Source organism: Aquimarina algicola (genome assembly GCF_006443095.1).
In the GTDB taxonomy this organism is placed as follows: Bacteria; Bacteroidota; Bacteroidia; order Flavobacteriales; family Flavobacteriaceae; genus Aquimarina; species Aquimarina algicola.
This window is the reverse complement of sequence record NZ_VFWZ01000003.1, coordinates 650091-670663: the sequence shown is the minus strand read 5'-3', so window position 1 is coordinate 670663 and position 20573 is coordinate 650091. Positions and strand designations below refer to the sequence as shown.

Here is a 20573-nt window from a genome sequence, read left to right as displayed (position 1 = left end):
CATATGTTTAATGTCACTAGTAATTAGAGAAACCAGGATGGAAATTATCATTAGAGAAGCAGAAATAGGTGACTCAAAATCAATAACCGAACTTTCGAATCAATTAGGGTACAATACGATACATACTGAGACTCAAAATAGGCTGAAAAAAATTATAGAGAGAACAGATAATCGTGTTTACGTAGCTACTGTAAGTCAAAAAATCGTTGGTTGGATACATGGATTTTATGCTATGAGGGTCGAATCAGAATTCTTTGTAGAAATAGGAGGCTTAGTTGTAAATGAAAATTTTAGAAAAAATGGGATAGGTAAAAAATTAGTGGACAAGATGATGGAATGGACCCAATTGCAAAATTGTAGAAAAGTTAGAGTAAGATGTAATGTGATCAGAAAAGATAGTCATAAATTTTATGAAAATATCGGATTTGAAATGAATAAAGAACAGAAAATATTTGATAAAAAACTGACTTAGAATTTGCTAATGATGGTTTTTATATCTGATATTTCTTAAAAAAGATAAAGATTGAAAATATACGGAATAAGCGGGCTTGGTGCAGACAAAAGAGTTTTTGACGCTCTGACTCTGGATGTCGAACTTATTCCTATCGATTGGATTACACCAAACAAAAATGAAGCTATAGAAGCGTATTCAAAAAGGCTAAGTAGTATAATCGACACAAAAAATGATTTTAGTATTATTGGAGTTAGCTTTGGAGGGTTAATAGCAACAGAAATAAGTAAAATTCTTAAACCTAAAATAACTATTCTAATCTCGTCTGCGCATACTAAAAATGAATTACGACCAATTTTCTTGCTGTTTGGCAAAACAAAGCTTATCAAACTGATCCCAACTTTTTTATTTGACCCGCCAAGATGGATTGCCAAATATCTCTTTGATGCACAAAACAGTGCATTACTCAACAAAATTTTGGACGATACAGATTTGACTTTTGTGAAGTGGGCGATTCATGAATTAACGAATTGGAAAAATGTAACTCAATTAGAGAATGTGATAAAGATACATGGAACCCATGATAAATTGATTCCCCCAAGAGGAAATACCAAAACAGAGTTGATTGATAAAGGAGGACATTTTATGATTGTGGATAACGCTATTGAAATAAGTGAAATTATAAATCGTAAAGTAGAAAGCATCACAGCATTGAATAAAAAAATATAAGGCGTTTGTATTTACTCTGATGGTCAATATTTCTATAAAAAAACAAAAAAATAACAGACCAAAATATTCAATTCATTCACTTATTATTAATATCAAAATATAATATCAGCATTACTATCGCCTGCTTCGTATTTCATTTTATACTGTTCTTCATATTGTTCATATAAGGCTTCATATTTTTCCTTATTCTCCCTTATCTCTTTTTTCCAGAATATAGTTGTATCTAGCCATTGTAGTATTGCAATCCCAAAATAATTCAATATTTCCTGACGATCTTTTCCCTGAGCATTCAGTACATCTATAGCAATCTTGATCTCTACATACTTCTCAAAAGAAATGGTTTCTGATGGGTTTGTTTTTACGGCAGATGATACTGTATCGCCCATTGCTTTTGTATAGGCTCCGAGGATGATCATACTAGAATCGGTGGCCATACGAGTACTCCACTCTTGATTTATTTTTTCCCAACCTGCACGATCTTTTTTAGTTATGCGAAGTGCTTGATTAATATCCTCATTCTTAAGGCTGCTTACAAAAGCTTGTACCCAAATTTCCAAACTAATCCCATCTACAGGTTGTAAATCTTCGCGTTTAACAGAAGCATTCAATTCTTTATAATGATTCTCATTCTCGAAGCCATAATTTTTTAACACCAGTTCTCTATCTGTTGTTTGCTGTAATTCTTGATCTATTGCCTGTAATCGTTCTGCAATAGTGGTTAGGCTCAAATCTTCCCAGTTTTTGGGATAGCGTATAGGTCGCATCATATGATCTTATGTCTATTTTCTAGCTGATGTTCTTATTTTAAAAAATTATAGGGTATCCAATATTTGCTGCTTTTTGATTGCGTATTCTTCTTCTGTAATCAACTCCATTTCAAACATTTCTTTTAGTTTTTTGAGCTTGGCCATTGGATCATCTACATTTTGTTGTGGAGGTTGTTGTTGTGCGTTTTGCATTTGATTTCCTACTCCCATCATATTCCCAATGTGCATTCCTGCACCTAGCCCGGCTCCTAATCCGGCGATTCCGCCTTCATTTCTGGCAGCATCGCGCATGGCTTTTAATTGTTCCATTTGAGCGTAATCCAGTCCTGCTAATTTTGCAGCTTGTACATCTGCATTCATATCCGAAATCTTTGCTATACGCTGTTGTGTAGCCTCATCAAAAGAAGTGCCTTCTATCCTGAAATCTTTTAACTCGAAGCCCAAATCGTTAAATATTTGTACTGTATTTTCTTTAGAATACAATGCTATTTCATTAATGTGGCTATCAATTTCAGCATATGAAAACTTGGCTTTTGCCAGATAGTCTGTGATTGGTTGTACAATTCGAGATACAAAAACCTCTTGAATTTCTCTTACGGTAAAAAGTTCTTGTCCTGCTACAATATTGGTAAAGAAATTTTTGGCCTCAGTAATCCGAATTGAGTAATTACCAAAACAACGTAATCCTACCGGAAAAGTATATACGGGATCATTATACGTAATTGTAGAACGAGTACCCCATCGAATATTAAGCACATCAGCTTTTTTATAAAACCAAAGCCCTGTTTTATGTTCACTATCTGCATCTCTGCGAAGGGTCAAGAATTTTTTGATTGTTGTTAAAAAGGGAGTATTATCAGTTTTGAGGTCATACATTCCTTCTTCTTCAAAGAATCCTTCAATTTTTCCTTCGTATACGAATAGACATCCTTGACCTGGTCCTACAATCAATTTAGAAGCATTTTTTAGCTCATCTCCATTTTCTGTAAACTTTATAAAAAGTTCGTTTTGCCCGGGGTTTTCCCATTGAATAACAGAACGTAATTGATCTCTAAATCCCATAATGTATTTTCTTTAGTTTATTTTTTTAGTTGTGTTTTGTATTTTCTGCCCACTTCAAACGTTCTTCTTTTTGCCTGGCATAATAAGACGCCTTGTCAGGTACGTTTGTCTCCATAAACTCATAATATTGTCGAATTCTTTCTTGTCGGGTAGTGACCAGTATTTTTCTAAGATCATTCTTCTTTTCTTCTGTCCCAATTTCATTTCGTAGATCATGTAATCTATGGATGTCATGCTCTAAATTGGCCTCTTTGATTACTAAATCAATCACATGTTCGTCTGCCAATGCTCCTATAGTGTAATGTTCTAATGCCTGAATTCTAGGATCTGGTTCATATGAATTAACAGTACCGCAAGAGTGACATTTAATGTTTTTTGCCATAAAAGAGTATACTACAATATCCATTTGATCCCCACATTGCTTACAGTTATGAATTTTATTTGTATTGATATGTTGCATCACATTATCATAAATTTTTCTTCCTGCATCTGCCATGGCTTTCACTTGCGCTTCATTATAGCGGTTTTCCATTCGGTGGCTTAGATCTTCATATTTATTGAATTGTTCAATGCGTTCTTTGGAAGTCACATCATCTCGATCGCCGAATAAACCATCCATTTTATTTTCCCAGGTATGATCGGCTTTTTCTCTAAGTTCATATAACTGCCCTTTAATTCCTGACCAGGCACTACCTATACTGCCTGAGTCGTATTCTATTTGAGAAACCAGATGTGTAGTCCCTTGTTGGGCTTGTTCTAAGATATCATCAAACCGTTGTTCTATTTTGTTTAAAAAGGTATCCCATCTTACAATGAGTTCTTCTTTGGTTGTTATCATGATGTTTTAATTTGAAAATAATGGTGTTCCACAATAGAAACATTCATCATATTGATCTTCTTCTAGTCGTGCCGCACCACAAGAAGAACACTTGATACTATATGATTTATCCCCTACTTCTTTAGTTGAATATTTGTTGAGACTTGTAGATGCATTTGCAAAAATGTCTGAAACTGATATTTTGGGTTTACTTGCATCGAGGTAACGCTTCAGCTCATCTACTATCATTCTATCAAGATATTCGCTCACAAACTCTTCAAGAAGATCCAATGTTTTATTAGCATTGGCTTTTCTCATTTCGTTTGCTAAATCATCTACCAGATGTTGCATTTTGATATCCAAAATAACTAAGACTGCTCTATATTCTGATGGGAAAGCAATTTTTGGTACGGGTAAACCTGTATCTTGTGCTTGCTTTCTTTGTGTTTCCCCAACAGGAGTAACTTCTACTGTTTTTAAGTATTCATGCCAGTTTGCTACAGTAGTTTGTGCAACAGATCGAATATAATCGATCTCTTCATGAAACTTTGTTTTTAATTGTATGACCTTTTGTTTATAGCTTTCATAATGATCATTATCTTCTTCTGGGGTATTCCAAAACATAGAGCAGTATTGTTTTTAATTCCAATTAAAGTTTTTATCTAACTGAAATAATGAATGTATTTTCGTTCTTATTAAAAGTCAATATCATCATGACTATCCCCTAATTTGTATTTTTCTTCATATTTCTTGGTATATTCAGTATCCAAAGGATGATATTTTTCTACATTGGAGTGAAATTCTTTTGACCAAAAGGCACCTACATTAGACCAATCCATCACAGTCATCCCAAACATCTCTAGTACTTCTTGAGGGTCTTTTCCTTGTTGTGTCAATATCGATTGAGCTGTTCTGACTTCAATATATTTTTCAAAAGGGAAGGATTCTACTGTAATTTCTTCTTTATCTTCTGTCGCTTTTGCTGTAAAAGCAGCGCTATACACTTGCATAATAACCATAGAAGTATCATTTGCCATTCGTGTATTCCACTCCTCGGTAACTTTGTCCCAGCCTGCTTGATCTTTTCCTGAGATTTGTAATGCTCCCGATACATCTCCCCCAGAATTAGCAACACTTACCATAGCTTTTGCCCAAGTTTCTAAGGATACACCATCGACAGGCTGTAAATCTTCGCGATCAGAATTTTTAGCTGCTTCTAGCGAAGCTGTTTGCTGTTCTTGATGTTGATTTATAGTTGCCTGAGTAAAAGAAACGCCTTCTTGTTCAGCGCGTTCCATGCGGATTGCATTTTTAAAATCTTCGTAATGCCCAGCATCCTTAAATCCGTATTTTTCGAAAAGTGCATCTTCAGCATCGTCATCGCCATCAATCTCTTTAAATTCTTCAAATACATCATCTAATTTTTGAAGAATCTCAATTTCTTCTAATGATTCCCACCCATTAGGATAATGTACTCCTTGTACTATTTTATCTGAATATTCATAAACGTGATCAACTTCTTCAACCTCTTCATTATTTACCGTTTCTTCTTCTTGATTACTAGTGTCTTCTACTGACTTCGCTATTTCTTTTGCTTTGTTTTTTAAACTGTCAAATAATCCCATTTTGCTATTTAGTTTATGATTTATTAATATCTGTTACAAAAGTGTCATAATTCTTATGCTCACACACCCCTGAATTCAGTGAATTTTATCACCTGTTGTTTTGAAGAATATCTGACTAATAGAGAGTCAAGAGGTTTGTAAGTTGTTGATATAGTGTTTTTTTTTGTTTTAAATTCGAATTCTTAGCCTAAAACTGATTTTTTGTGAAGTTCTCTAATCCCAATATTGCACATACAGGAGAATGTTGTACCTTACTTAAGGTAAAAACAAACAATTAATGGATTATCAGACATTTCAACCCCATCCGGATTTAGCATCGCTTATTAGCTGTTATTGGACTTTAGAAATTCCTGCCGATAATGATCCGCAAAGACAACGCATTGTACCTGATGGCTGTATAGAAATGGCTTTTATTCTTGGAGATGATATAAAGCGGTATACTATCGGAGATACATTTATTTTACAACCTCGTGCAATGGTACTTGGACAAACTATTGAACCTTTTTATATAGAACCTACCGGATATGTCAATACATTTGCTGTTCGTTTTTATCCTTATGGTTTTTCTAATTTTGTCACTGAACCCATTAAGAATTTAGCCAATAAAGAAACACCAATAGCATTATTATTTGAGGAGCAAATCGCCAAAGACCTGGAACAAAAAATAATTAAGGCAAAAGATGTTAAAGAACGAATAGAAATCATAGAAATTTTTCTCATAGACAAGCTTAATGATACATCAACAATAGACAATATTGTAAGAACAACTATAGATACCCTTATATCAACAAAGGGAAATACATCTATACGTACTATTCTCAAAAATGATCCATCGAAAAGAAGGCAACTTGAAAGAAAATTTATGAAGCAAATTGGGATTAGCCCAAAACAGTTAGGCAAAGTAATTCGATTGCAAACTGCATTAAAAATGTTACTCAATAAGGATGAAGAGAGCCTGACCCATATCGCTTATGAAAGTAAGTACTACGATCAGGCCCATTTTATTAAAGATTTTAAGGAGTTTACAGGAACAAATCCAAAGGAGTTTTTAGGTAATGAAAACATGGCACTTTCTTCTCTTTTTTACAAATAAGATCAGAAGTGTCGCATTTTTACAATTTCCATTCTCGTGTAGAAAATAACTTTGTACTATAAATTGATCAAAAAGGATGAAAAGAATACTATTAAATATTTCTATACTATTTGCTTTTGGCTTTATTACTTGTAATAGCCAAAGCAAACCTAATTCAGAAATACAAAAGACTGATTTGATAGCACAGCAAACCACAAACGATATGAATAGCTTTATTTCTATTTTTGAAATTCCGGCCACAGAAATTTCAAGAGCAGTCAATTTTTATCAAGAAATTCTGGGGATCAACATCGAGAAAATGGATATCTCCGGAATGCAAATGGGGATATTTCCATACGAAGAACAAATGGTTACTGGGGTCATAGTTCAAGGAGAAGGATACGAACCTTCTGCAAAAGGAGTAACCCTATATCTCAATGGAGGAAATGATCTTCAGGTAATTCTTGATAAAGTCGAGAAAAATGGAGGTAAAATTTTAGTTCCCAAAACACCTCATGCAGACGAAAGTGGATATTTTGCAATGTTTCTTGATACAGAAGGGAATAGAATGGGGTTACATTCTCCAAATTGAAGTTGAAAAGAAAAAAATATATTAAGGTATAAAAGCAATAACGGTCTGGATTTCTATCCAAATCGTTTTTTGCGTTTAATTAAGTATATTGTTGTACAAAAGCAAATGTATTTCTGCTAGTATCACACTAAATATTGTGATTCATTAAGAAACATTACATATTAATACTTCTTGTTATTAAAACAGATATGACATTCAGATTGATAAAAATACTTTTAATTTCTACACTTTTATTGAGTATGACAAAACATAAAAAGCAATCAATCACTATAATAAGAGGTCTCGAACCTAGTATTTCTCATTTCAATGCGTTGGAACAAAAGTTTATTCTAAAAATTGCTAAAAAACTAGAAGATAACGGATACCCTTTAGACCAGTTGACAAGAGTGGATCTTAAAAAAACAATTGCTGATATTAAAGATTATTATTCTTATAATGAAATAACCTTTTTTATAAACCCCGGTATATATGAGAAAGGTAATTTTGGACCAAAAACCCAAAATATAGGTGTCGATTGGGAAGACCCCTCGGTTATAAGACACCCCGATGGAAGTATAGAATTCGAAGTTGGCAAAAGAGTAAAACCCGAAGATCTTGTAATGAATCTTTATCGTTTACAAGATCATTATCCTAATTATCCTCTTATTAAAAATCATGATCTTATTCTGCAAAAAATAAATGATGCTTTGGTGGCAACTGATATAGAAGAAATTCAAAATTTTGCTTCCAAAGGAATAATGAAATTAATTAAAAACTACGAGATTAATATAGAGTCAGATAGTAAGAATGATATCGTATACAAATTGTCGATCACCAGGCTAGACCATAATATGATAGATTCTAAATACTTTTTTGAACTTTATAAAACATATAACTTAAACATAAATATAGAAACACTACATATAGAAATAATAAGTAGTTTTGATCCAACTTTTTTTCCTACTCCAAGTCCGATGGTATTGCCTGAAAATAAAAATTAAAATCATAATAGAAACCGTGATGACTATCGGGTCTAATACTTGCTCAAAATTCAACACCTTTAATTCACATACTAACCATAGCCTACATTATAGAGCACTCTAAGAATGAAAGAAAGAATAGTAGAAAACATTAAAAGATTAAGTCTTCACGATTCTATTCTTAAAAAAATAGATAGGATTGAAGACAAGTTGATTTTAACGGTTGATTGGGCTAAAATAGAAGATTATACAGAAAAAAATATTGAAGAAGGCCTTGTCCTTGGAAACTGTAGATTAACTTTTTATGAGCTAAATAATGAAAGTCTAACAATAGATTTTAGAGGAACTCCTGGAAATGAAAATATTGCACCTAAAGAAATTGAATTTGATATTAAATTGTTTAAAGAATGGTTAATCCTTGATAATAAATCTGTTGATGAAAATAAATATTGTTTAAACGGTCTTATTGACTATGAAAATAAATATGGTTGGTTAGATTGGAATTTTTATTTTTCAAAATTTGAACTTTCTTGGAATAACTATATAACGTGGGAGGAATGGAGAAATGGAAAAATTGTGAAAAAAGAATAATGATACTATTAAATAATGTTGCTTTAATACAGCAGCAAATTTATAGCCTTAGATTTTAGTATTCAAAATCGAAAAAACATCAGATGGAAAAATCAAAAGTATATCAAATAATAAAGGGTATAATATTAATATCCCCTTTTATACTTTTGGTTGTAGCGATTTATCAAAACAAAAATAATATTTACTGGACTCCTCCTGTTTTTGAAATCATAGCACTTGGGTTACTTATTTTCTCGAATTTATATTTGCTTATCGAATGGATGATAATGCGCTCTAAAAAGGAAATTAAAAAAGTGAATACTAATTTTTTTCTCATTGCACTATGTACATTAGCTTTTTTAGCAATCGTTTATTTTTACGATCTGTGGAGATAGATTTGATACGAAAAAAACTTAAATATAGAACTGTAGCTAAGTATATATACTATTAGACTTCATAAAAAACAATCTCTCAATAATAAATTAGCATCTACTGTAACGGTCATATGTTGATTGTGTCTAAGTCATAAAACAAACACTATTAAGTAAACAGAAGCCTTATGATTTACAAAATGCAATCCAAATTATCACTGATCATACTATTATGTATGACTTCAATTACTATGTATTCACAAACAAATAAAACAAAAAAGATGACAGTAGAACAACAAAATGTATTAAGCACTATCAAAAAAATGACAAAAGCTTTTGAAAATAAAGATATTGAAAAGGTAATGTCATGTTACGAACCTAATGCAACTGTAGTTTTTGAGCCTGAATCACCGGTTTCAAATCATGCCGTTTTAAAAGAAATGTTTTCGGGGATGTCAATGGCAAATCCAGTTTTCACCTATAGTGGTCATGAAGTATTTATTTCTGACGATATTGCTACACATATTGCACCATGGGAAATGACAGCAAAAGCCCCCGATGGAACCGAAATTAAACAAAGTGGATTATCTGTTGCAGTATTAAGAAAACAAGAGAGTGGAACATGGTTAATGGTTATAGACAATCCGCATGGTCAATTCTTGATGAATAAATAATTTCATTCTAATGCCATTTTGCCTATAAACGGGCAAAATGGTACTTTTAAAACTATATGATGAAAAAATCATTTAACAATACACGCTCTGACGCTGTTTTAATTGAGTTATCTCTAGCAGGTGAGAAAAATGCTTTAGAAAGTCTTATTAAAAAACATCAAGACTGGATCTATAATATTGCTTTGACTTTTGTTGGGGATAAAGATGAAGCTGCCGATATCACCCAAGAAGTTTTAATTAAAATTGTTACTAAACTAGGTTCATTTAAACAAAAAAGTACTTTTAGAACTTGGGTATACCGAATTGTTAAAAACCATTTTCTTAATATGAAAAGAGGTAAATATGAAGCAAATTCGCCAACATTAGAACAATTTGGACAAGGAATTGATCAAATACCTAATGAATCTCTTTCTGATTATTCTTATGAAGTAGAAGATAAATTATTAGTAAAAGAAGCTAAAATTAGTTGTATGAAAGGGATGCTGCTATGCCTTGATAGAGAACAACGAATGATCTATATAATCGGAGAATTATTTGATTTTACTGATACTATTGGTAGTGAAATAATGGAAATTTCAAAAGAAAATTTTAGAATTAAATTGCACAGAGCAAAAAAGCAGTTGTATAATTTTATGGATAATAAATGCGGACTTATAAATAAAAATAACCCGTGTCGTTGTGCAAGAAAGACAGCAGGATTTATAAAAATGGGATTCGTTGATCCTATCAATCTACATTTTCAGAAAAATACCATTACTACCATCAACAAAGTAATTGATAAAAAAATAGATGTTTACAAAGATCAGATCATCTCCGAATATCAAAAATTATATCAAGAACACCCTTTTCTACAAAGTCCTGAAAAATTAGAATCCATAAAAAAATTACTATCCTCAAAAGTTATCAAAGAAACCTTTAATTTTGATTAAAAGAAGTATAAAAGCTTAACAATCAATGTTAGCAGTGATCATAACGATATAAAAATGAGCTTAACAGAAAAACAAATTCAATATGGATTCAATTACTTTTTTCCAGATGAATCTAATAAGATTAAAAGTGTTGTTGAATTAAAGGAATTTGATGGAGAAAGAAAATTATCAATTAATTGTACTCAACTGGATTATTGGATCGAGAAAAATGGAAAAAAACCTGAGGAAAAACAAAGAATTTTGACCGAATGGTGTAATTTCCTCAGAGAGAATCCTAATACTTTTGAAGAATTATATTTTGGTACGAGGATGCCCCAAGAATTGTTTGATGCAGTATGTCATCAAAAAGAATTAAAAAGATTAGAAATTAAATGGGGATCTTATGAAGACTTGGCAAGTATTAGAAAACTTACAGAAATAGAATTTTTAGATATCGGTTCTGGATCGGCAGTACAAAGTATTGAACCTTTGACAGCGTTAAAAAAGCTAAAAGGACTTCAAGTTGAAAACTTTCAAAAAATACAAGATTACGACGCTTTTTCGAAACTTACATCGCTAGAGAGCCTTTTTATTGATGGGGATAGAACCTCTCCCAGAAATATCCGAATTGAAAGTATTGACTTTTTAAGAAAAATGCCTCAATTAAAGTGTTATAGAATGCTAGCTACGATTTTAGTGAATAAAGATTATTCACCTATACTCGAATTAAAAAATTTAGAATATTTAGCAATTCGTGGACGTAGAGAAGTGAAAAAAATGTATGATGATTTTGCCAAACTACCTAAATTGAAATGGGGATGGGGATGGAAAGAAAAAGAAATGAATTAAAAAGAACTATCTAGTATGTTGTAAAATCAAAGCAATTTAGTGCCAGATATAAGAGGTATTTTTCTTTTTGCAATGGTATTAATTTTATAAGTTTAACAGTAAATAAAGAATGTACAGATAAACCAATTGGTCCAAAGGGGTGTTTACATTGTCTCGATTCATAAAGTAAAAATGTTAGTGTTAACTGCAAAACGTATGTTTCAAAGAAGTTTATATTATATTAAAATAATAAATTAGAAAATGAAGACTATCAAGAACACTTTCAATACACTTAAAGCATTGACTTTATTTTTGCTGTTTTCTATGCTAGGTAATTCACGGGTTATTTCTAAAGTACCTGAAGATTTGATTGTTATTATTTTAGACACCCAAAAGAACTAATGTTAACTCACACAAAGACTCTTAACTAAGATCGTAGTCAGTATTTATGAAGCAACTCCTATTCATGTTAATATTTTTCCATTTTAATTTTCTTCTCGGACAAGAAGGTCTATATGTATCTGCTGCAAATGGATTAATAGTAAGAAGTCAACCAAGTAAAAATTCTAAACGTATAGGTAAACTTCCTTTTGCAGAAAAAATAGTCGACTATAGTAATACCAACCGCTTTGATGAAATTATCGATGAGGGAACAACCATCAAAGGAGAATGGTATTATATAACCGCATATGATATACATTCAAATAAAATAGCAGGCTATGTCTTTAATAGCTTTTTGACCCCCAAAGTTTTAAAAAAGAAACTAAATTATTTTGAGTTTAAACCCGATCCAATCCTTGATTTTCAATTAGGTTCTTTTAGTATCAACAATATGTATCGGTTGGATTCATTTAAAATAATTAATGGATATTATGAACCCAAAGACGGAAAAATAGTACTGCCTGATACTGAGGATGATTATGGACATAGAATTTTAATGTTAAATGCTCAAGATAAAATAATATATCAATCACAGGGGTTTGGAGAAGCATACTCATTTGAACCTCATTTTTATAAAAATAATAAATCAGAGAAAGTTATTATTATTTGTCAATTAGCTTTTGAATATTGTTTTGGAGGAGAAGTATTCATATACGAAAATGGAAAAATAAAACACATTGGGCTGTTAGATATTGAATCCACTAGTGAAGAAAAATGTTTAATTGACATTATAAAAATACATGAAGTTGCCGATGAAATTATTTTCTCTTTCAATTCAGCTACTTTATTATTAGAACCCGGTACAGAGGATGTCGAAATTAAAAATAAAGGAACGACCTACACTTATATTGACGGAAAGTTGGTTTTAAAAAAATAAGTCCAACAATGTAATATTGTGTAAAAAATGTATTAAAACGTATTTTACATTAAACGTTGTCAGAAATGAATTGAAGATGCTAACAAGAAATCATTCATTTGAGAATTTTAAAGAGATATTGATTACTGACCTTTTTGAAAATACGATATAAGAGACTGTTACAAAATATTTAAAAACCTGTAAAAATAAGCTTCAATGAAAAAAATACAATCCTTACCGCTATTAATTTTAGTATGTTGTTTTGTATTAACGACAATCCAGACCAAAGCACAAGAAACTGAAATGAAACCAACTGATTTTGGACCTATAGTAAGCCTAATAGGTAAACGCTTCAAAGGAACACCAGTTAACATTTATAAAGATTCCAAAATTGACATTCGCGAATATGAATGGGATCTTGCTAAAAGTGCGATTAGAGTAAAGCACGCATATACAGATGGGAGTAGTGATGCTGTATTGTATATCTATTCTCATAAAGATAGGCTTAACCACTTTTATCTCACCAGTACAAATTATATGAGTATGGGGCCTTCTGCAATTATCGATAAAAATAGCTGGTATCATGAGGAAGAACTTCTAGATCACTCACGTTTTGATAAAGTACGTAGTACCTATAAGATTAATAAAGAGGGACATATCGAGCAGTATTATTCGTACCGAGAAAAAAATGGAAATTGGAAAGTCTCATCCGACAAAATGATATATAAATTGACGAATGAAGACTATCCAAAAACTAATAAAAAGTAAATTTATTTTTATACAATTACTAATATGACTGTTAGCAGCAATCTAACAATACATCTCAATGAATCAACAGTTCAGACCAAAAAAAAATATTTAATAAAAAAAATATCAGAATTTGAAAATCGTAAAGTAAACATAAAAAATAATGGAAAAAACGATTGAAATTTTGATACTACTTCACGCAGGATTTGGCGGAATTGCACTTTTAGCCGGACTTGTTTCTATGATTGCAAAAAAAGGACGTAAGGTTCATAAAAAATCAGGACTTTTATTTTATTATTCCATGCTGATTTCTGCAATTACTGCAATGGTCGTTGCCCTTATGCCAAATCACGAAAATCCGTTTCTATTCGCCGTAGGAATCTTTAGCATGTATTTTATTTTGACAGGAAAACGTGCGTTAAAATACAAACACAAGAATTCCAATCTCAAAATTGATAGATGGATTTCGATAGTGATGATCATAACAGGAATGTTAATGATTTTCTTACCAATTGTTATTTCAAAAAGCATACATATCATTCTTTGTGTGTTCGCCTTGGTAGGAATTGTATTCTCTGTATGGGATTTGAGTTTGTATAAAAATCCTGAAAAATTAAAAAATAGTTGGTTAAAACTACACTTGGGGAAAATGATTGGAGCCTATATTTCTGCTACAACAGCTTTTGTGGTCGTCAATGAGTTTTTTCCGGGTATGTATGGTTGGTTTATTCCTGGGATAGTAGGTGGATTTTTTATTGCATATTGGATTAGAAAGCTAAAGAAAAAAACTAGTGGCTAACAACATTAGCTCATCATATTATATATGACCTTGAGTGCTTTTAAACAAAGTATTATGATTAAAAAAATAGTATTAAAACAGAGTATACCGATTTTTACAATTTTGTTTTTTAGTTTATGTGTAAGAGGACAAGAAATGAAAAGTTCGGAGAACAGTTATAAAACTGAACTTGAAAATGAAATCTGGATAACAGACAAAATCTTAGGGTTAAACGATAAGGTTAAGAAGTATACTTTGACAAAGTATACTCAAAGAAAATTTGCAGGAAATCTGACCGCTTTTTCAAACAAAGAAAGCTACACTAGCCAGTATGTGGCTCCTTGCGGTAATGACTATTTTACTACCGTGGTTGGGAAGTGTAAATTTATTGATAAAAATAAGATAGCGATTTCTGTTGATTCTGTTACATATCATGGTGAATGGAATAAACCGACAGAATATAGAAAATCAAAAGAATTAATTTTTTCGATTTCAAAGTCTGATCATACCATAATATTTACAAAACTAAATGATTAGAAAAATACCGTGTATAAAGCATAGCAAACAAACCCTAAACTAAAAAACTTATACTAATAAGGGATAAATGATATTAAAACGTTCAAATGTTAATATCAAATCTTGGAAATTTTAGTGAAGCATTAGTTAGGATATCTGATAATACAACAGATGTAGAGGGGCTTCCGTAGACAGATAAGCGATTTACTAAATTCTCTAGATGAGTGTTATCTACCAGGACAACTTTCATGATTAAACAATCATTTCCTGTAACTCTAGAACAATCAATTATTTCCGGAAATTCTTCGATAGATTCTAAAAACCTTTCATATTTCTGAAAATCTTTAATACTAAAGGTAATATATGCCTTTAATGAATACCCCACTTTTTTAGGGTCTATTATGCTAATATGCTTTTTAATAACATTTTCATCTTCAAGACGCTGAATTCGTTCTGCAACGGCCGATGGAGATAACCCGATTTCACGACTGATCTGAGCAAAAGAAAATCGCGAGTTTTTTTGAAGTAAGTCTATTATTTTCCAATCAAAATCATCTTTAACCATAATCAATTGTTTTTATTAAAATTAACCATTGTTTTTTGCTAAAATACCGACTTTAACAGTTGAATCCATTTGAGTAGACATATTTTTTAGCATAATTTCATATCATAAAATAAAAATTAAAAATTATGTTTGGAATAACCAATTTTGAAGCATTTATCCTAGCGGGAATAGTTTTAAACCTAACACCCGGGGCAGATACAATGTATATTCTTGGAAGAAGTATATCTCAAGGAAAAAAAGCAGGAACATTATCTGCCTTAGGAATTGCAACAGGAGCACTTATTCATTGCCTTTTTGCAGCATTGGGGCTTTCTATAATTTTGGCTAAATCTGCATTAGCGTTTGAAATTGTAAAATATGTAGGAGCCGCTTATCTAATTTACCTGGGAATTAAAATGCTAACTACAAAACCAGACCCAAATTTTGAACTACAAAATAATAGCCTACAAGTTAATTATAGAAAAATATATGTTTCAGGAATCCTAACAAATGTATTAAATCCAAAAGTGGCTTTGTTCTTCCTTGCTTTTTTACCTCAATTTATCAATCCCGACTATTCACAAAGTTTTCTTCCTTTTTTAATTCTGGGTTTAACTTTTGTTACAACCGGAACAATTTGGTGCTTGGCATTAGCAATGTTCTCATCTAGGTTGTCTAATACGATTAGAAAAAATTATAAGATAAAGAAGTGGTTAGACAAGATAACAGGAGGGATATTTATTGCTTTAGGCATCAAATTAGCTTTTACAAAACAATAACCACAACGCAACTAGGTACTTTTATGCTACAACCCTTAATGGTTGATCTTTAACGAAGCTATTCTTTTATGTGTTGATATTCAGTTTTATACCTTTGTTAAGGTTTAAAAAAGAAAGAAAAACCAAACAAAAGATTGTTGATTTTTTTGAGAATACACCTACTTTTATACAACAACAGTGGTGTTTAGAATTAAGTATGCATAATTGTAAACATGTACAAATGTATAATTGAATTTAGGTACATATATTGTTGTTGGGCGTCATTTGAAAAACTTAGCATTTAATGAAATTTAGCTTTCTAATCTTAACCTTATCCCTTTTAATCTCTTGTCAAACAAACAAGCAGAAAAAAAAAGATTACTCCCTCGATTTATCATCACAGATTGATTCAATTCTAAAAAAACAAAAATTCAATGGTGTGATTTTAATTTCTTCCGATTCAACTACTGTTTATTCAAAAGCAATAGGGTTTTCGGATTTAGAAAATGAAACCACATTGAATCTAAAAGACCAATTTGTAATAGGATCAATAAGCAAACAGATTACAGCTGTGCTGATTTTGCGAGAGTACGAAAAAGGTAAAATTAATCTTGATGATACGATTGATCAATATTTGACACAAATTATTCAACCTTGGGCAAAAAAAGTGACAATTCACCAACTGTTAACTCATACACACGGGATTGTTGATGTAAACAAACCATTAGAATTCGAACAAGGTTCCAAATTTCATTACTCACAATTGGGTTATGAATTACTTGCACAAATTCTTCAAAAAATTACAAGTCAAACATTTGAAAGCTTATCAACTGATTTTTTTCATGAATACGGATTTGATAATACATTTCATCCAAACAGTAAAAAGTATAAGCAACTTGTAAAAGGTTATGAAGAAAACGAAAATAGAGTTTTAGTATTTGCAACCAATAGTTTAGACAATTTTGTTCCGGCAGGTGGATTTATCTCAAATGCAATAGACCTAAAAAAGTGGAATGAAAAATTATACTCAGGGCAATTGGTTTCGAAAAAGACTTTAGAACTAATGTCAACAAGATTCGCTACAAGAATTCATCCAATTTTTGAGACAGTAGAGTATGGATATGGCTTACTTTTTAAAGAAAGAGAACAAAATATTCAAATAGGCGCTTTAGGGTACGCACCAGGTTTTGCTTCTGCTTGTTACCACTATCCTCAAACGAATATGAACTTAATTGTTTTGCAAAACACAGCTAGTCATTTAGATGATTTCAAACAAACATTCAAAGTGCATATCGAAATAATGAAATTAATAAAAACACAAACACCCAACAATGTCTATAAAGAATAGACGAAATAGTTATAAATCCAAGACATTTTGCTCATATCAAACCTTGTGCTTAGCATACAAACCTTAAATCAAAAAGATTTATACTCAGACATAGGTTTAGCTCAAGCAAATCAATAAGAAAATAAAAACCACTAAAATACAGAGACCTATAAAGAACCAAACAAAAGATTATTGGTTTTTTGAGAGTACAACTATTTTATATGATAATACAAGCGTCTATACTCAAATATCGATAATTGTAAACATACACAAATGTGTAATTGAGTAGAGGCGTTTATCTATTGTTTTTGAGACTCATTGCTCACTAGGTTGTTCTATTTTATTTGAATGATACAGACTATTACTATATTGCATAAAACTTTAAAGGATTAAGAGAGAACAATAAAAAAGAAGGATAATATATTTTTTGTAATATGATTAAAACCAAACCAAAATTTAATAGCTCTCTAACATTGGTAATAGCTATTATAAATACAATATTACTTTTTTCTTTCTTACTAGAAGTAAATGATGGTGAAAACGAGAGATTGTACTATTTTGTTATATTTTGGGTTGTAACTGCAATTCAGTTGGGATTTATAGCATATTTTGATACTTCTAAAAATAAAAAGATATATAAAATTCTTTGCATTATCGCCGTAATAATTACATTGATAGCAATAGCACTATTAGCTTATTTTATGGCCCTTGCAAGTGCTTTCAAGAATTAGATATGAGAATACACAAGCTTACTTTAACTTTTTTAATCATTACTATAATTCTTATAGGACTGCATATATGGAGAATGCTTACATATCAAACCTATGCACGCAAAAACTATTCATTTTCTGTTAGTGTAGCAGAAGAACATCCTATTATGGGTAAGTTTGAACTTATTTCCGAAAATGAAATACAATCTATAACTGTTTCTGAGGACTATAAAGAAGATAATGCCTATTGGGGATTTACCTCTGGGTATGAGTTTGAATCTTTTCCACTACCATATACTATATCCACTCATTGGATTTCACTTCGCGAACGCAAAATATATAAAGGCTCTTTTGAGCTCCCTCACAAAAAAATAGATAGTTTTTTTAAACTAGAAAAAACTAGAATGGAAAAATTTCAAAAATATAACAAATCACCTGTTTATGGATACAATTTTGGAGTTGGGATTGCTCCGGGTGGAATGGTGACAGTTTGGATATCGGGGAGTTATTTTTTTCAAAAAGAGATTGCTAGATATCAAGCAAAAGAGTATGATAGTTATAATTGGAATGCATCTGGGCAAGAACTATTAAATGCTTTACCAGAAGGTTTTGATTCAAGAAGCAAAAAAACCGATAGTATCATAAAAAATAATATTCCTGCAGAGATAGAAAAATGGAAAACCCTCTCAGAAAAGTATCAGTATTATATAAAAATCATTGGTTTTCCTGATGAAGTGACCTCTACTGATTTAGTTTTTTTTAATCAAGAATCTGATCGGTATATAGCAAATAACACGGCAAAACATTTAGTTTATACAGGAGTTCCAAAACATATAGATATTAATAAAAGTGAACTAAAAGATAGAAAATCATATTCGCTATCAGAAAAGTATATTGCCAAATTCAAAACAGAGAAAAATAATCTGGCTATCGGCGATACTCTAGTATTTGTAATTAGAAAAGGTCTCAATGATAGAATTAAAACTTTTGTTACCAGTACGAGTAAAATTAAATTAAAAGTAGAAGAATAAAGCATTTTAAAAAAACCAAACAAAAGATTATTGATTCTTTGACAATACAATTAACTTTATACAACAATACAGGGGTTTATAATTAAATATATATGATTGTAAATATCTACAAATGTGTGATTGAACTTAGGTATATATGTTGACAATAATTTGATAGAATGATAGACATTAAATCAAAATCAGATATTATTATTCCATTTGGAAAAATTGGAGATGAAAATTGGTTAGATAAGACGAAGTATATTATAACAGAGTTTGCCGATAACTGGGGGAATGAACTATCTAAATCAATTTCGGTAGAGCAGCTATCTGAATTAGAAAAGAGATTAGGAACTACTTTGCCAGATAGTTTAAAATTATTTTATCAAAAATTTGGAATTGCCAATATTGGGGAGCAGCTTCAAAATTTTACCGAAATTGGATGGATAAAAGACATCTGGAAAGACCAACCTGAATATGGACCAGATTTTTCAGATGAAGACAAAAAGTATTTACCCTTTTTAGTGTCTTTTAGTGACTATTTAGGGAATGGAAATATGTTTTGTTTTCATTGTGAAACTAAAGAAATTTATTATTTCGATCACGATACTCAGCCTTTCCTGACAAAATTATTTGATGATGCAAGTGACTACATAAAAGGTTGTCTGATTTCTTGTCAAATAGATTTATTCAATCAAGAAATCGGACAAGAAAAAGTAGAAGAATGGTGCGAAGAAATTTTAGATGAGATGTTTGGAGAAGATATTATAGAAAAATGGAAATATTAAAAAACGATTATCGACAATGAGCCCTACTAGTAATAGCGGTTTAAATGAAAAAACGAAAGACAAAATATAATAATGGTTCGAGCAAAACCGAAAGGTTTTTGAATAGAAATCAGCTACTACTCATACACGAGACATACCTTTAAGAGATGGTAATCAAGAATATTGTATCAAAACTTTTAAATGGAATTTTCATCCTCACAATTCTACTTTTTCTTCTTGATGAGCTAACCTCATTTGAGATTAAAAGTCAGGTAATAAAGTCATTTACCTATTTAGGAATACTAGTTTTGACACCAATAACCCTATTGTGGAATCTGTGGGCTTTGAAATCAAGGAAATGGAAAATTATTGGTTCTGTAATTCCGACATTGATATTGCTTGGGGTTTTCATACTAGGACCTTTAGAAATTATACTTTCTACGTCTGCCTGGAAAACTCAAAAGATAATTTATCAAAATAAACATTTGAACTTTAAAAAAGTTGAATTTCAGATGCAAGATGTCGGAACTTTAGGATATAATAAGAGAACTGTAGAAGTGATTTATTTGACAGACCTATTTATGATTGTTAGCCCCGTTGGAAAAGACATTCACGACAGTATTGAATGGGTAAAAATCGACAAAGATGTAAATGAACTTGGACTAAAATTTCCGTGAAAGAATAAAAAAGACAC

At 31.1% G+C, this 20573-nt stretch carries 27 protein-coding genes; 21 read left to right on the top strand and 6 right to left on the bottom strand.

Annotation, left to right across the window (positions count from 1 at the left end):
• Positions 1–10: 10 nt before the first annotated feature.
• Entirely contained in the window at positions 11–472 is a 462-nt protein-coding gene (locus tag FHK87_RS13730) for a GNAT family N-acetyltransferase (protein ID WP_140593900.1), read from the top strand.
• 51 nt (positions 473–523) lie between these two features.
• A complete protein-coding gene (locus FHK87_RS13725; RefSeq protein ID WP_140593898.1) occupies positions 524–1180 on the top strand; it encodes an alpha/beta hydrolase in 657 nt (218 codons plus the stop codon).
• A gap of 92 nt (positions 1181–1272) precedes the next feature.
• On the opposite strand, the gene FHK87_RS13720 is transcribed toward FHK87_RS13725, so the two are convergent.
• The 5 genes from FHK87_RS13720 to FHK87_RS13700 all read right to left on the bottom strand — a co-directional run bounded on the left by FHK87_RS13720 (position 1273) and on the right by FHK87_RS13700 (position 5451).
• The gene (locus tag FHK87_RS13720) at positions 1273–1947 is read right to left on the bottom strand and encodes a hypothetical protein (RefSeq protein ID WP_140593896.1); all 675 of its coding nucleotides are present in this window, start codon (positions 1945–1947) and stop codon (positions 1273–1275) included.
• A 45-nt stretch (positions 1948–1992) separates the two neighbouring features.
• Positions 1993–3009, bottom strand: coding sequence for an SPFH domain-containing protein (locus FHK87_RS13715; RefSeq protein ID WP_140593894.1), 1017 nt, complete (start codon positions 3007–3009; stop codon positions 1993–1995).
• 25 nt (positions 3010–3034) lie between these two features.
• Entirely contained in the window at positions 3035–3847 is an 813-nt protein-coding gene (locus tag FHK87_RS13710) for a hypothetical protein (protein WP_140593892.1), read from the bottom strand.
• Positions 3848–3853: 6 nt separating this feature from the next.
• The gene (locus FHK87_RS13705) at positions 3854–4450 is read right to left on the bottom strand and encodes a zinc ribbon domain-containing protein (RefSeq protein ID WP_140593890.1); all 597 of its coding nucleotides are present in this window, start codon (positions 4448–4450) and stop codon (positions 3854–3856) included.
• A gap of 71 nt (positions 4451–4521) precedes the next feature.
• Complete coding sequence (locus FHK87_RS13700) at positions 4522–5451, bottom strand: hypothetical protein (RefSeq protein WP_140593888.1); 930 nt, start codon at positions 5449–5451, stop codon at positions 4522–4524.
• 277 nt (positions 5452–5728) lie between these two features.
• On the opposite strand from FHK87_RS13700, the gene FHK87_RS13695 reads away from it, so the two are divergent.
• The 13 genes from FHK87_RS13695 (at position 5729) to FHK87_RS13640 (ending at position 14784) form a co-directional block, all read left to right on the top strand.
• Positions 5729–6544, top strand: a complete 816-nt coding sequence (locus FHK87_RS13695; protein WP_140593886.1) for an AraC family transcriptional regulator — start codon at positions 5729–5731, stop codon at positions 6542–6544.
• 76 nt (positions 6545–6620) lie between these two features.
• Positions 6621–7115: a VOC family protein gene (locus FHK87_RS13690; protein ID WP_226294239.1), complete on the top strand. Its 495-nt coding sequence runs from the start codon at positions 6621–6623 to the stop codon at positions 7113–7115.
• A 239-nt stretch (positions 7116–7354) separates the two neighbouring features.
• Positions 7355–8095 (top strand): hypothetical protein, encoded by a 741-nt coding sequence (locus FHK87_RS13685; protein ID WP_140593884.1) that lies wholly within the window; start codon positions 7355–7357, stop codon positions 8093–8095.
• 105 nt (positions 8096–8200) lie between these two features.
• Positions 8201–8665: a hypothetical protein gene (locus FHK87_RS13680; protein WP_140593882.1), complete on the top strand. Its 465-nt coding sequence runs from the start codon at positions 8201–8203 to the stop codon at positions 8663–8665.
• 83 nt (positions 8666–8748) lie between these two features.
• Positions 8749–9039: a hypothetical protein gene (locus FHK87_RS13675; protein ID WP_140593880.1), complete on the top strand. Its 291-nt coding sequence runs from the start codon at positions 8749–8751 to the stop codon at positions 9037–9039.
• A gap of 257 nt (positions 9040–9296) precedes the next feature.
• Positions 9297–9689 (top strand): YybH family protein, encoded by a 393-nt coding sequence (locus tag FHK87_RS13670; RefSeq protein ID WP_226294238.1) that lies wholly within the window; start codon positions 9297–9299, stop codon positions 9687–9689.
• Between the two features lie 59 nt (positions 9690–9748).
• Entirely contained in the window at positions 9749–10618 is an 870-nt protein-coding gene (locus tag FHK87_RS13665; RefSeq protein ID WP_226294237.1) for an RNA polymerase sigma factor, read from the top strand.
• A 54-nt stretch (positions 10619–10672) separates the two neighbouring features.
• On the top strand, positions 10673–11446 hold the full coding sequence (locus FHK87_RS13660; RefSeq protein ID WP_140593874.1) for a leucine-rich repeat domain-containing protein: 774 nt from the start codon (positions 10673–10675) through the stop codon (positions 11444–11446).
• A 240-nt stretch (positions 11447–11686) separates the two neighbouring features.
• Positions 11687–11827 carry a hypothetical protein gene (locus tag FHK87_RS26255; RefSeq protein WP_226294236.1) on the top strand — a complete coding sequence of 47 codons (141 nt, stop codon included), beginning with the start codon at positions 11687–11689 and terminating at the stop codon, positions 11825–11827.
• Between the two features lie 64 nt (positions 11828–11891).
• Positions 11892–12743 (top strand): SH3 domain-containing protein, encoded by an 852-nt coding sequence (locus tag FHK87_RS13655; RefSeq protein ID WP_226294235.1) that lies wholly within the window; start codon positions 11892–11894, stop codon positions 12741–12743.
• Between the two features lie 195 nt (positions 12744–12938).
• The gene (locus tag FHK87_RS13650; protein WP_140593870.1) at positions 12939–13490 is read left to right on the top strand and encodes a hypothetical protein; all 552 of its coding nucleotides are present in this window, start codon (positions 12939–12941) and stop codon (positions 13488–13490) included.
• A 142-nt stretch (positions 13491–13632) separates the two neighbouring features.
• Positions 13633–14268, top strand: coding sequence for a DUF2306 domain-containing protein (locus FHK87_RS13645; protein WP_140593868.1), 636 nt, complete (start codon positions 13633–13635; stop codon positions 14266–14268).
• 54 nt (positions 14269–14322) lie between these two features.
• Complete coding sequence (locus tag FHK87_RS13640) at positions 14323–14784, top strand: hypothetical protein (protein WP_140593866.1); 462 nt, start codon at positions 14323–14325, stop codon at positions 14782–14784.
• Between the two features lie 82 nt (positions 14785–14866).
• Here the strand turns inward: FHK87_RS13640 and FHK87_RS13635 are convergent, their stop codons facing one another.
• Positions 14867–15328 (bottom strand): Lrp/AsnC family transcriptional regulator, encoded by a 462-nt coding sequence (locus tag FHK87_RS13635; RefSeq protein WP_140593864.1) that lies wholly within the window; start codon positions 15326–15328, stop codon positions 14867–14869.
• Positions 15329–15453: 125 nt separating this feature from the next.
• Here FHK87_RS13635 and FHK87_RS13630 point away from each other — a divergent pair, with 125 nt between their 5' ends.
• The 6 genes from FHK87_RS13630 (at position 15454) to FHK87_RS13605 (ending at position 20556) form a co-directional block, all read left to right on the top strand.
• Complete coding sequence (locus tag FHK87_RS13630) at positions 15454–16086, top strand: LysE family translocator (RefSeq protein WP_140593862.1); 633 nt, start codon at positions 15454–15456, stop codon at positions 16084–16086.
• Positions 16087–16369: 283 nt separating this feature from the next.
• Positions 16370–17413 carry a serine hydrolase domain-containing protein gene (locus FHK87_RS13625; protein ID WP_140593861.1) on the top strand — a complete coding sequence of 348 codons (1044 nt, stop codon included), beginning with the start codon at positions 16370–16372 and terminating at the stop codon, positions 17411–17413.
• Positions 17414–17826: 413 nt separating this feature from the next.
• Positions 17827–18123, top strand: a complete 297-nt coding sequence (locus FHK87_RS13620) for a hypothetical protein (protein ID WP_140593859.1) — start codon at positions 17827–17829, stop codon at positions 18121–18123.
• A gap of 2 nt (positions 18124–18125) precedes the next feature.
• Positions 18126–19133, top strand: a complete 1008-nt coding sequence (locus FHK87_RS13615) for a DUF2931 family protein (RefSeq protein ID WP_140593857.1) — start codon at positions 18126–18128, stop codon at positions 19131–19133.
• Positions 19134–19291: 158 nt separating this feature from the next.
• Positions 19292–19900, top strand: coding sequence for an SMI1/KNR4 family protein (locus tag FHK87_RS13610; RefSeq protein ID WP_140593855.1), 609 nt, complete (start codon positions 19292–19294; stop codon positions 19898–19900).
• 146 nt (positions 19901–20046) lie between these two features.
• Positions 20047–20556, top strand: a complete 510-nt coding sequence (locus FHK87_RS13605) for a hypothetical protein (RefSeq protein ID WP_140593853.1) — start codon at positions 20047–20049, stop codon at positions 20554–20556.
• Positions 20557–20573 lie beyond the last annotated feature (17 nt).